The 12424-nt window shown below is 71.2% G+C and carries 9 protein-coding genes; 5 read left to right on the top strand and 4 right to left on the bottom strand.

The window, feature by feature from the left end:
• The first annotated feature begins 599 nt into the window (after positions 1-599).
• On the top strand, positions 600-806 hold the full coding sequence (locus AB0F17_RS58310) for a hypothetical protein (protein ID WP_358043486.1): 207 nt from the start codon (positions 600-602) through the stop codon (positions 804-806).
• A 1-nt stretch (position 807) separates the two neighbouring features.
• Here AB0F17_RS58310 and AB0F17_RS58305 read toward each other — a convergent pair whose 3' ends face one another.
• Together AB0F17_RS58305 and AB0F17_RS58300 are read right to left on the bottom strand one after the other, a co-directional pair.
• Positions 808-1632, bottom strand: a complete 825-nt coding sequence (locus AB0F17_RS58305; protein ID WP_358043483.1) for a phytanoyl-CoA dioxygenase family protein — start codon at positions 1630-1632, stop codon at positions 808-810.
• 1 nt (position 1633) lies between these two features.
• Complete coding sequence (locus AB0F17_RS58300) at positions 1634-2962, bottom strand: hypothetical protein (protein WP_358043480.1); 1329 nt, start codon at positions 2960-2962, stop codon at positions 1634-1636.
• A 421-nt stretch (positions 2963-3383) separates the two neighbouring features.
• On the opposite strand from AB0F17_RS58300, the gene AB0F17_RS58295 reads away from it, so the two are divergent.
• Positions 3384-4223 (top strand): glutamate ABC transporter substrate-binding protein, encoded by an 840-nt coding sequence (locus AB0F17_RS58295; RefSeq protein WP_358043477.1) that lies wholly within the window; start codon positions 3384-3386, stop codon positions 4221-4223.
• Between the two features lie 6 nt (positions 4224-4229).
• Entirely contained in the window at positions 4230-5780 is a 1551-nt protein-coding gene (locus tag AB0F17_RS58290; protein WP_358043475.1) for an ABC transporter permease subunit, read from the top strand.
• Between the two features lie 55 nt (positions 5781-5835).
• Here AB0F17_RS58290 and AB0F17_RS58285 read toward each other — a convergent pair whose 3' ends face one another.
• Positions 5836-6450, bottom strand: a complete 615-nt coding sequence (locus AB0F17_RS58285; protein ID WP_358043471.1) for a DUF6069 family protein — start codon at positions 6448-6450, stop codon at positions 5836-5838.
• A 152-nt stretch (positions 6451-6602) separates the two neighbouring features.
• Here AB0F17_RS58285 and AB0F17_RS58280 point away from each other — a divergent pair, with 152 nt between their 5' ends.
• Together AB0F17_RS58280 and AB0F17_RS58275 are read left to right on the top strand one after the other, a co-directional pair.
• Positions 6603-7334 (top strand): ABC transporter ATP-binding protein, encoded by a 732-nt coding sequence (locus tag AB0F17_RS58280; protein ID WP_214633934.1) that lies wholly within the window; start codon positions 6603-6605, stop codon positions 7332-7334.
• Positions 7328-9754: an FtsX-like permease family protein gene (locus AB0F17_RS58275; RefSeq protein ID WP_358043468.1), complete on the top strand. Its 2427-nt coding sequence runs from the start codon at positions 7328-7330 to the stop codon at positions 9752-9754. The genes AB0F17_RS58280 and AB0F17_RS58275 overlap by 7 nt, the downstream gene beginning before the upstream one ends.
• On the opposite strand, the gene AB0F17_RS58270 is transcribed toward AB0F17_RS58275, so the two are convergent.
• Positions 9740-12415 (bottom strand): LuxR family transcriptional regulator, encoded by a 2676-nt coding sequence (locus AB0F17_RS58270; protein ID WP_358043465.1) that lies wholly within the window; start codon positions 12413-12415, stop codon positions 9740-9742. The genes AB0F17_RS58275 and AB0F17_RS58270 overlap by 15 nt on opposite strands.
• Between the last annotated feature and the right edge of the window lie 9 nt (positions 12416-12424).

Below are 12424 nucleotides of genomic sequence, written 5' to 3'. Positions count from 1 at the left end.
AGGTCATCCTCGTTTCGGCGTCACGCTGCGCAACAACGATCGATCCGGACGCCAAGCGACAATCCCCCCAGACGGGCTACTTTGAAATCGCCCTGGTACGGACGTCCCGCAATAGGTGGATGAAGGCGTCCAGAAACGGAGGAATCCGTGAGTATCCAGCCGCCGTGCAGGGGTGACGCAGGGGGGACCTCGCACCATACTCGAGAATGCAAGGTCACATAGCGTCGATGATGATGTTGGCGGTCAGGAGCGAAATCAACCCCGTGAGCTCGTGACCGGGACCCCGCCCCTCCATGCCGACCTGTGGAAATAGCTGCATATCAGCAGATCGGTCCGATGAGAAAGGAAAATCTATGTTACACCCCTGAGCGGGGAGCGCCCATGGCTGATGTCGTGCCGCCTGTGTCCCCAGGCTGCCAGCCGAATCGGGCACCCCTCCGCTCAGTGGCCAACCTCCGTCAGATCAAAGCTTCTGGAGGTCGATTCCAATGAAGCACAATGTCAGCGGACAGACCACGCCCAATCCACATCCCGCTCATTCGCTCAAATTCCGAAAGATCCTCTGGAGGGCGTCCGCCCTTCTCGCGTCTGCCCGGCGTGTGGTGGTGTTCCTCCTGCCGGGTACGCTCACCGCTCTCCTGACGGCCGCGCCCGTCGTCGCCCTGATGGCCGTCGGCTATCAGCTCGGCGGGGTACCGCTCATGTGGGGCACGTTCATCGGCACCGTCTTCCCCCTTCTCCGCGGGATCGGAGACTGGCGCCGGGATCGGCGGGACCGCGATCAGCGGGATGAATCAGCGGGATGAATCAGCGTGACGAGGTCCGGCCGGCCGTTCCCGATCGGGGAGCGAGCCGGCCGAACTGTTCGTCGACGAAGGCCAGGACGGCGGGGTCCATCTCACCGTCGGGCACCGGATCGGGGGAGAACATGCCCCATTCGCGCCCCCGCACCAGCAGCCCGTGGGTACGCCGGGCATGATGACGTACCTTGGCGGGATTGAGATAGGTGATGGAGTAGCCCATCCGCCGCCCGGCCGAGTGATTGGCCGCCGACCCGTGCACGATCGCCATGTGGTGCAGCGAGAACCGGCCGGCGGCCAGTGTCAGCTCGACCGCCTCGGCCTCGTTCACCTCCCCGGAGATCTCCTCGTACGAGAAGAGCATGTTGGCGCTGCCTGACGGCGAGGCGGCGTGCCGGCGAGGGGGCAGCAGGTGGCTGCCGGGGATCACCCGCATGGCGCCGTTGAGGGACGTACTCGGGATCAACGCCACCCAGGCGGTGCAGACAGCGTCGCCCTCGATGGCCCAGTAGTACGAATCCTGGTGCCAGGCCACCTGCTCAGGCCCGCCCGGCTCCTTGATGAACAGCGAGGACCCCCAGCACAGGACGTCCGGCCCGAGCACCGCCTCTACGGCGTCCACGATGCGCGGATCCGCGACGACCGGCGCCAACGCCGGCAGCTTCAGATGCGCCTTGTTGCGCAGCACCAACTGCTCCTGGACGCCGTGCCGCCGGCCGAACGCCGCGATCCGCGCGCCCAGCTCTTCGCATTCGCTCACGGTCAGGCCGGGTAGTTCGGTGAGGTAGCCGAGACTCCGGTACCGGGTGATGTCGGACGGGGAAAGGGCCATGTCAGCGCTCCTCGGCGAAGACCTCGGCGTCGAGGTCGAGCAGGTTCATGAACGCCGGGAAGGAGTCGGCGGTGTCGGCCGCGTCGCTGATCCGGCACGGCCGCCGGCCGGCCAGGCCGAGCAGGACCGTCGCCATCAGGATGCGGTGGTCGCCGTGGTCGGAGAAGTCGGCGTCGCCCTCGTGGGACACGCGGCCGCGTATGTCGAGCCCGTCGACCGCTCCGTCCCGGTCCGTCACCAGCGCCACGGGTATGCCGACCCTGCTGAGTTCGGTGGCCATCGCAGCGATGCGGGGGGATTTGTGATGCTGGGTGAGCCGGCCCCCCGTGATCCGGATCCGGCCGGGCACGGTCGCCGCGACGGCCGCCACGGTGGGCAGGATGTTGGGGCAGTCGCGCAGGTCGAAGGACGCGTCGGCGGTCCCGGTCAGATCGCCGCAGTCGATCGTGACGCTTCCGTCCCCGTCGAGCCGGTGGACCCGGGCGCCGAGTTCGGTGAGGATGCCGACGATCGTGCGTTCGCCCTGCGCGCTGTGCGGGTCCAGGTTGGTGACGGTGACGCGGCCCCGCGTCACGGCGGCGGCACCCATGAGGTAGGAGGCCGAGGTGTAGTCGCCGGTCAGCCGTACGGTCCGCGCCTGGTAGCGCTTGCCGTCGGGGACGGTGAGTTCGCGCATGCCGGGTGCCTCCTGGACCGGCACGCCGAAGCGGCTCATCATGTCGACGGTCTGCCTGATGTAGGACATCGAGTACAGCGGGCCGCGCAGCCGCAGCCATAGCGGGTCCGCGGCCAGCGGGGCGGCGATCAGCAGGGCGGTGGCGAACTGCGAGGAGACGGTGGTGGCCAGGTCGTACCGGCCGCCGGGCAGGCTGTCCGACAGTGTCGCGAACGGCGGGCGGCCAGGTGCCCCCGGGAACAGGAAGCCGACGTCCTTGCCGGCCAGGACCTTGAAGAGCGGCCCGAACGGGCGCTCGCGCAGCGAGCAGGTGCCGTCGACGATCAGCCGGCCGGGCAGGGCCGATCCGATCACGGCGCACACCCGCGCGATGAGCGCCGAGCCGCCCGCCCAGACGTAGCCGGTGCCGTTCGCCGTGCGCCACAGGTCCGCGCCCACGATGTCGATCCGGTCGCCGGTGCGGGTGATCTCGGCGCCGAGGGCTCGGCACGCGTCGGCCATGAGCTCGGTCTCCCGGGACACGAGCGGGGAATGAATGGAGGTCCGGCCGCCGGCCAGCGTGCCCATGATGAGGGCGCGCTGAGTTTCGGGTTTGGAGCCGGGCGCGCGGAATACTCCCTGTAGCGGCGGTCGCTTGGCAATCGATCGCGGCATTCAAGACCCTCCGGCCACCACAAAGGTGATGGATTTCCGAATTGATCGGGGATGGGGGAGCTTGCGACCCTAAGTGTGCGTTATGTGGTGGTCTCTGTCCATACGCGGGGTTATGTGAAGCCGTGAGGTGGGCGCTGAGCTCTGCGATCAAGAATGCCGCGCGCCCGAGCTTCGCGATGTGATCTTCGTGTTGCGCCACTTCATGGCCGGAATGAAGGCTCCCGTTTTTTCCCGAAGCCCGGTCGGGCCCCCGAAGATACCGGCATTTTCCCAATCGAGAAACACTTCGCCGATTAGCGGGCACGCTGACGTATGGTTTTGCGCGGGCGGCCGGGATGGCCGGCCTTTGGCACGCGTGGACGTGTCCGCCGAACCGATTTCGACCTCACCTTCCCCGCTCGCTGAAACTCAGGGAGACGTCATGCGCGCAAGTCCCACCTGTCTCGTGCTCACCATCGCCCTGCTCGCGGCCTCGCTCACCGCCTGTGGCGGCAACGACGATTCCATCGTCGGCAAAAAGACACTAGTTATCGGGATAAAGACGGATTTGCCGGGGCTGGGGCTTCAAACGGCGAACGGATTTACCGGGCTGGACGTCGACATCGCCAGGTACATCGCCCGGCACCTCGGCGTCGCCGACGGGGACGTCACCTTGAAGAAGACCACCTCCGACGTACGCGAGCAGTTCATCGAGCAGGGGCAGGTCGACCTGGTGGTGGCGACATACTCCATCAGCGACGACCGGAAGCGGAAGGTGTCCTTCGCCGGCCCCTACCTGGTCACCGGCCAGGACATTCTGGTGCTCGCCGGCAACACCGGCATCACCGGCGTCGACAGCCTGCGGGACAAGGTGGTCTGCGGTGCGTCCGGCTCCAACTCGCCCAAGCGGCTCGCCGAGCGGTTCGGCGGCGTCGCGGACATCGCCAACGCCTGGGGGCGCGGTCACCTGAAGATCCTCAACGGCTACGGGGCCTGCCTGCCGTTGCTGCAGAATTCCACGGTCGACGCGATCTCCACCGACGCGACCGTGCTCGCGGGCTTCGCCGCCCAGACGCCTGGCAGGTTCCGGCTGGTGGGCAAGCCGTTCTCGACCGAGAAGTACGGGATCGGCCTGCGGCGGGACGACAAGCGGGGGCGCGACGCGGTCAACGACGCGCTCGCCCAGATGTTCAAGGACGGCAGTTGGAAGCGGTTCATCGACGCCGATCTCGGCGAGTTCGGCGCGTACTTCACCACCCCGCCGGCTCTTGAGCGCTACTGATCTCGCATGCGGGTCCTGCTGGACGAACACGGAAGGATCATCGCCGCGTTCCTGCTCACGCTGAAGCTGACCGGGGCGTCCGCGGTCGTCGCGCTCATGCTCGGCATCGTGCTGGCCGCCGCGCGGATCAGCCCGCTGCCGGTGCTGCGCCGGGCCGGGGCGGTGTACGTCGGGGCGGTGCGCAACGTCCCGCTGACGCTGATCGTGCTGTTCTGCGGACTCGGCCTGGGCAGCGTGCTGAACCTGCGGTTCTCGGCCGACGAGTCGGTGCAGAGCTACTGGCTCACCGTGATCGGGCTGGGCGGCTACACCGCGGCCTTCGTGTGTGAAGTGCTGCGCGCTGGGATGGCCACGGTGCCGGTCGGGCAGGCCGAAGCGGCGCGCGCGCTCGGGCTGACGTTCCCGCAGGTTGTGCGCCTGGTGATTCTGCCGCAGGCGTTCCGCAACGTCGTGGGGCCGCTGGGCGGCCTGCTGATCGCGCTCACCAAGAACACCACCGTGGCCGCCGCGATCGGCGTGCTGGAATCCGCCACGATCATGAAGGAGCTGTTCAACGACCACGGCGACGCGGTGATCCCGATCTTCCTCGCCTTCGCCGCCGCGTTCCTCGCCGTGACCCTGCCGACCGGCCTGCTGTTCAGCCGGCTGGCCGGTCGGCTGACCGTGCGGCAACTCGGCGCGGCCGGGGTGCCGATCGCCATGTACGACGTTCCCGGGCCGCGCGCGCGGCTGCGTGGCAACGCGCTGAGCGTGGCCTTCACCGTCGTCCTGCTCGGCGCCGGCTGGCTGCTGTGGCGGAGGCTGGCGGACACGGGTCAGTTCGACGCCCGGCTGTGGGCACCGTTCGGGGCGGGCGGGGTGTGGGGCAACCTCATCCTGCCTGGATTGGGCAACACGCTGGTGGCCACGGTGACGGCCATCGCGCTCGCGTTGCCGTTCGGGGTGCTGTTCGGCGCGGCGCGGCTGTCGGCGTACCGGCTGGTCCGGGTGCCCGCGGCGGCGGTCGTCGAGTTCTTCCGCGCGGTGCCGCTGCTGATACTGATCTTCTTCAGTCAGTTCGCCGGCTACCGGCTCGGCCTTACGGTGTCCGCGTTCGCCGCGCTGACCACCGGGCTCATCCTCTACAACGGCTCCGTGCTCGCCGAGATCTTCCGCGCCGGCGTCAGGGCGGTACCGATCGGTCAGGCCGAGGCCGGCTACGCTCTCGGGCTGTCCAAGTCCGGGGTCATGCGGCTGATCCTGCTGCCGCAGGCCGTCACGGCGATGATGCCCGCCATCGTCGGCCAGCTCGTGGTGCTGCTCAAGGACACCGCGCTCGGCTTCATCATCTCCTATAACGACCTGCTTTATCAGGGCTTGGACGTGGTGGCGGCGAACTACCAGAACTTCATCCCCGCGGCCATCGTCGTGGCGCTGATCTACATCGCCGTCAACCTGGCCCTCGGCCAGGTGGTGACCTGGCTGGAACGCCGTCGCCGCACCCAGCGCGCCACCCCGGTCGGCGACCTGGCGGCCGTCGGTGTCGATCAACGGGCTTGGGACGCGTCCAGCGCGTGAGCCGGGTGTCCCGCCCAGCCGTTCTCGGGTGACGTCGTCGGCGTTCTGGGCGTGATCAGTTGTACGGGTCGTGGTCTCGGCGCTCGTATCCGCGCTGCTCGTGCTCACGTGGGCGTTCGTACCTGGGCTGCTCGTATCCGCGCTGCTCATACCCGCGCTGCTCGTACTCGCGGGGCTGCTCGTGCGGGTACGGCTCAGGATCCGGCGCCTCCTCCATGGCCGTGCGACCGATCGAGGTCAGCAACGAGGCGATGGCGATGCCGATGACGAGGTTGATGATGGCCGTGGCGACCTGCTTGATGACGTCGGCGGAGTACATGAACGGCAAGATCGTGATGATGACCACGAAAAGCCCGGCGATCCAGGCGAAGAACTTGGTCGGCTCCGGCGTCGACAGCATGAGGAGGTACAGCAGCAGTGTGGCGACAAGCGCGGCAGCGGCGGCCGAGATCGCGTATCCCGTGGTCGCCGCGCTGCCGTACGCGGAGGTCCCGGCGGGAGTGAGGACGCGGATGCCCAGGAGCCGGCCGCTGATCATGACTCCGACCACCACGATCAGTGCGGCCACCAGGGCGGCGGCCACGCCACCTCCCCACACTCGCGCCGGGTTGACCCTGAAGCGGGCCGACCCGGAGTGGCGATCATGGCGGTCATGGGAGGGATATGACATGCGAATCACCTTTGTCGCGAATCGTGATCAAGCACTTACGGAACCCTACACGCGCTGTCAAGAGACAGGGATGGCCTGAACGCGCCGGATCCTAGTCACTTGTCCGATACCGGCGGCGACCTGGCGTCCCTAGCGTTCTGATCGTGAAACTCATGGAAGCCCTGGACTCCGCGGTCGAGCTGACGGCGGTCACGAAGCACTACGCGCACGGTGTCACCGCGCTCGACGACGTGACCATCGGGTTCGGCCGGGGCACGTTCACCGCCGTGATGGGGCCGTCCGGATCGGGCAAGTCCACGTTGTTGCAGTGTGCGGCCGGCCTGGACAAGCCCACGTCGGGCCGGATCACGGTGGACGGCAGGGACCTGACCCAGTTGACGGAGCGGAAGCTGACCCTGCTGCGCCGCGACCGCATCGGATTCGTGTTCCAGTCGTTCAACCTGCTGCCCTCCCTGACCGCGGCGCAGAACGTGGCGCTGCCGCTGAAGCTGGCGGGCCGCAGGGTGGACCGGGAGCTGGTACGCCAGAGCCTGGACGCGGTCGGCCTGGCGGAGCGGGCCGGCCACCGTCCCGCCGAGCTGTCCGGCGGCCAGCAGCAGCGCGTGGCCATCGCCAGGGCGCTGGCCGCCAGGCCCGCCGTGCTCTTCGCCGACGAGCCGACCGGCGCGCTGGACACCAACACCAGCCGGGACGTGCTGCGGCTCCTGCGCTCGCTGGTGGACCGGCACGCGCAGACGATCGTGATGGTGACCCACGACCCGGCTGCGGCGGCGTACGCCGACCGGGTGCTGTTCCTGGCGGACGGCCGGATCTGCGGTCAGCTGCTCGACCCCACGGCCGAGGCCGTCTCGGCTCGCATGCTGATGCTGGAGGAGTCGTGCTGAGCATCGCGTGGAGCACCCTGCGCACCCGCCTGGTCTCCTTCCTCGGCACCTTCCTCGCGCTCGCGCTCGGCGCCACGCTGATGGCCGCGATGGGCCAGGTGCTGGCCACCACCGTGGACTCTCCCGACCGTGCCCCGCAGCGTTACGCCGCCGCGCCGTACGTGGTCGTGCCCGACGAGCGACTGCACGTGGACACCTGGCAGGGCGGGCAGAGCCAGCCGCTGGCCGAGAGGCACGGCCTGACCGCCGAGCTGGCCGCCCGCTTTCCCGGCGCGGTCGTCGACCGGGTCTTCCCCGCCCAGGTCGCGGGCGGCCAGGACGCGGTGGGCCGACCCTGGTCGACGTCCCGTACGGCACCGCAGCGGCTGATCGAGGGCCGGGCGCCGCGGACCTCGCGGGAGATCGCGGTGAGCGCGGGGGCCCTGGCGGGGGAGAAGACGAGCGCGGGGGAGAAGACGAGCGCGGGGGAGAAGGTGAGCGCGGGGGCCCGGGTGAGCGTGATCACGCGGTCGGGGGCGAAGCCGTACACCGTGGTGGGCGTGACGGACGGGCCGCCCACGGTGTTCTTCACCGACGAGCAGGCCGCCAGGCTGTCTCCGCGCATCGACGCGCTCGCCCTGTGGACGAAACCGAGCGGCGTACCGGTGCTCACCGGGCAGGATCGGGCGCTGATCGACCCCAACCGCGAGAGCGACGAGCGGGCCCGTAACAACGCCAACACGATCGTCGGCATCGCGGCCGGATTCGCCGTGTTCATCGCCGTCTTCGTGGTGTCGTCGACGTTCGCGTTCGCGGTGGCGCAGCGGCGACGCGAGTTCGCGCTGCTGCGGACCGTCGGCGCGACCCGCCGCCAGGTGCGGCGCATGGTGTACGGCGAGGCGGGGTTCGTCGCCCTGGCCGCCGCCGCGCTGGGTGCGCTGGCCGGGCCGTACGCCGCGGGGCCGATGCTGGATTGGCTGGTCGGCCTCGGGATGGCACCTGCCTGGCTGGTGCCGAGCGCGCAGACCTGGCCGGCGGCCACGGCCTTCGTCACGAGTGTGGTGGTCGCGCTGGCGGGCGTGACCGTCGCGGCCAGGCGGGCCGGCCGGGTGCACCCGGCGGAGGCCATGCGCGAGGCCGCGATCGAGCCTCGGGTGATGACCTGGGGCCGGCTGCTCGTCGGTGTGGGGCTGTTCGGCGCCGCGCTGGTCAGCATGGCGGTGAACGCCCTGACCGATCCGCAGGGGGCCGCCAACAACAAGTCGTTCATGCCGGTCTTGATGCTGCTCGTGGCGGGCGTCGGCCTGCTCGCCCCGGCCGTCGTGCGACCGGTCGCCAGGCTGTTCGCCGTACTGCTGAGCCGCCTTCGCGGTGCGGGCGCCACCCTGGTGCCCGCCGCCGCGGCCACCTCCGTCAGGCGGACCGCGGCGACGGCGGCACCGGTCCTGGTGGCGGTGGGCCTGGCCGCCGCGCTGCTCGGCGCGGCCGCGATGACCGACACGGCGAAGACCGCGGTGCAGGCGGCGCCGGTGCGGGCCGACTACCTGGTGCTCCCCGAAGGATCGGGGGGACTGGATCGGCAACTCGTCGAGCGCCTGCGGGCCATCCGTGGCGTGGAGGTCGCGACCACGGCCCCGACCAGCGTGTACACCCTTGAGGGCAAGGCCGCGCTGATCAAGCGGCCGACCGAGGCCGTGGACCCGGCCCGGCTCCGGAGCGTGCTCGACGTCCCGGTGATCAAGGGCTCCCTGGCCCAGTTGGACGACGGCACCATCGCGGTCTCGGAGACGTGGGAACTCGAACTCGGCCAGACCGCGAAGCTGTGGCGGGCCGACGGCAGTCAGGTCTCGCTCAAGGTGGTCGCGCTGCTCGCCCCGAACGCGCCGTCCGACTCCTACGTCACCACGGCACACGCCTTCTCCGCGCCGGTGACCACGGCCTACGTGAAGCTGCGGCCGGGAACCCCGGCGCCGGACGTGGAGTCCGCGCTGCGGCGGTCCACGCAGGGGCACAACGCGCGGGCGCTCACCAAGGACGCCTGGGTGAGCGAGACGGGCGACCGGCGCGGTTCGGCCAGCCGGCTCGGGCTCCTGGTGGTGCTCGGCATCATCCTCGCCTACACCGCGATCGCCCTGGTCAACATCCTGCTGATGGCGGCCTCCGACCGGACGGCGGAGCGGGCGTCGCTGCGGCTGCTCGGCGCGACGCGCGGCCAGGTGGTGCGGTACGTCGCGGGCGAGGCGCTCCTGGTCGTGGCCATCGGCGTGGTGCTGGCCGCCGCCGTCGCGGCGATCAGCCTGGCCGGGCTCTGGAGCTCGCTGGTGCAGATCGCCGGGCCGATCGCGATCAGCGTGCCCTGGCCGGCGATCGGCGCGGTGACGGCCGGGTGCGTGGTGCTCGCGCTGGCCGCCGCCGTGGCGCCCGCGCTACGGCGCGCCTAGGTCCAGCCGGGCCAGCTCCACCCGGGAGGAGACGCCGAGCTTGGGAAAGGCTCGGTAGAGGTGGTAGCTGACGGTCTTGGGGCTGACGAAGAGCCGGGCGCCGATCTCCCGGTTCGTCAGGCCCGTCACGGCCAGCCGGACGATCTGCAGCTCCTGCGGCGACAGCTCGGTCAGCCTGCCGGAGACGGCGGGAGCGGCGACGGTCTCCCCGGCGGCGCGGAGCTCGGCGGCGGCCCGCTCGGCCCACGGGGCGGCGCCGAGCCGCTGGAACGTCTCCAGCGCGGCACGCAGCCGGGTACGCGCCTCACGCTTGCGCCGCTCACGGCGGAGCCACTCGCCGTACACCAGCTCGGTCCTGGCCCGCTCCATCGGCCGGCCGTGTGGCCGCGACGCGGCGGAGAAGAGCTCGTCGCCCGGCTCGACGAGCGCGCGGCAGCGGGCCAGCACCGCGTCGGCCCAGTCGAGCCGCGCGGCCGCCGCCCATTCCGCCAACCGGTCGAGCGGCTCCTTCGCCCGGTCCGGCAGGCCCGCGCGGACGGCCGCCTCGACCTGGTCGGGCGCGAAGTAGACGGCCTGGATCTGGTGGCGCACCGGCCCCGCGAGAGCGGACTCCAGCCGGTCCAGCGCCTGCGTGTGGCGGCCGCGGCTCAGATCGAGCATCGCCTGGCCCCACTCCGACCAGGCCACGCCGTTGGCGATGCCGGTCACGGCGAAATGCTCGGCACAGCGCCCGGCCAGCTCCGCGCGCCGGGCGTCGTCGCCCTCGACGGCGGCGATCCAGGCCAGCATGCCCTCCAGATAGCCGGTCCGGTGCGGCTGGCCGAAGTCCCTGGCGATCCTCAGCCCCTCCGCGGCATCGGCTTTGGCGTCGGCGAACCGGCCGAGACAGACCGCGGCGGCGGCCAGCGTCACGTGCGCGATCGGCAGCCAGCCGGTCATGCCGAGCGCGCCGCACTCCTCGACCAGCGCCGCCGAGATCTCCCGCTGCGTCTCGAACTCGCCCACCAGCCCGGCCACGAACGCGCCGTTGACCCGCAGACCGTAGGAGCCGCGCTCGATACCGCGCGCGTCGAGCACCAGCGGGCGCATGCCGGGCAACGCTCTGGCCGGGCCGTGGTTGAGCGAGTCGGCGGCCGCCGCGACCGCGTCCACGGCGGTGTTCAGACCGTCCTCCTCGCGCAGGGGCAGGCGGCGGAGACGTACGGCGGCCTCCTCGACCCGCTGCGGGTCGCTGAGCTGCCAGGCGTTGCGCCCCGCGTCGACGAGCATGAGACCGGCGGCGACCGGGTCCAGCTCGGCGACCCGGTCCGCCCCGGAGAGCAGGATGTCGTGGGCGGTGTGGACGGAGCCGCGTTCGAAGGCGACCCTGGCGCGGAGCCCGGCGAGCCTGGCGATGGAGCGCGGGTCTTCGACGAGGCGGGCGGCCCTTTCCGCGAGCGCCTGGGCTCGGTCGGGCAGCCCCGCGTCCGCGGCGGCCACGGCCGCCTCCGTCAGCCGTCTGGCCAGCGCTCCCGGGTCGGTGGTGAGTTCGGCGGCGCGTTCGAGCGCGGCCGCCGCCGCCGCGTGGCCGTGCCGTGTCCGGGCCCGGTCCGCGGCGCGTTCCAGCGCGACGGCCACCTGCTCGTCGGGTCCCAGCGCGACCGCGGCCAGGTGCCAGGCCCGCCTGTCGTCCTGGTCGTCCAGTACTTCGGCCAGTGCCCGGTGTGCGACCAGCCGCTGGTCGAAGGCGGCCGAATGGACGGCGGCGGCCCGCATGAGCGGGTGCACGAAGGTGACGCCGCCACCGCTGGGCGCGAGGAGGCCGGCCCGCTCGGCCGTACCGAGTGACTCGGCGCCGAGCCCGAGCCGCTGGGCCGCGCGCAGCACCGTGCCCAGGTCGCCGGTGTCCTCGACGGCGGCGAGCAGGATCATCAGCTGGGCTCCGGCCGGCAGCTCCGCGATGCGGGTCGCGTACGCCTCCTGGATCCGGCGCGGCAGTGGCATCGGGGTGTACGGGTCGGCGGTGCGCGGCAGCTCGATCAGCGCGAGCGGGTTGCCGCGGCTCTCGGCCAGGATCCGGTTTCTGACGCCCTCCGCCAGGTGCGGGTCACGTTCGGTCAGCAGCGCGGCCGCCGACTCGGCGTCGAGCGGGCCGAGCCGGCGCTCCGGCAGTCCCGGCGCGCTGAACCCGTCACGTGCGGCGAAGAGCAGTGCGACGCCCTCGGCGTCGAGCCGCCTGGCCGCGAACAGCAGCGCGTCCGCGGAGGCCCGGTCCAGCCAGTGCGCGTCGTCCACCAGGCAGAGCAGCGGGCCGTCCTCGGCGATCTCGGACAGCAGGGACAGCGTCGCGAGCCCGATGAGGAAACGGTCCTCGCCGGCGGCCCCGCCCAGGCCGAGCGCGCTTCTCAGCGCGAGCGCCTGCCGCTCGGGCAGCGCCTTCGCGCGGGCCAGCTCCGGCCGCAGCAACTGGTGCAGCGCCGCGAACGGGAGCTCGGCCTCGGTCTCCACCCCGACGCTGCGGAGCACCCGCAGATCGGTGGCCCGCTCGGCGGCGCCGCGCAGCAGGGCGCTCTTGCCGATGCCCGGATCGCCGTAGATCACCAGAGCGCCGCTGCGCCCCACTCGCGCGCTCTCCAACAGGCCGTCGATGACCTCCTGGTCTTCGCGTCTGCCCTTTATCACCCGGAAAGA

The sequence above is a fragment of the Nonomuraea sp. NPDC026600 genome, assembly GCF_040638335.1.
Taxonomy (GTDB): Bacteria; Actinomycetota; Actinomycetes; order Streptosporangiales; family Streptosporangiaceae; genus Nonomuraea.
Note: the sequence above shows the minus strand (reverse complement) of the source record. Positions and strands in the feature narration are given on the sequence as shown.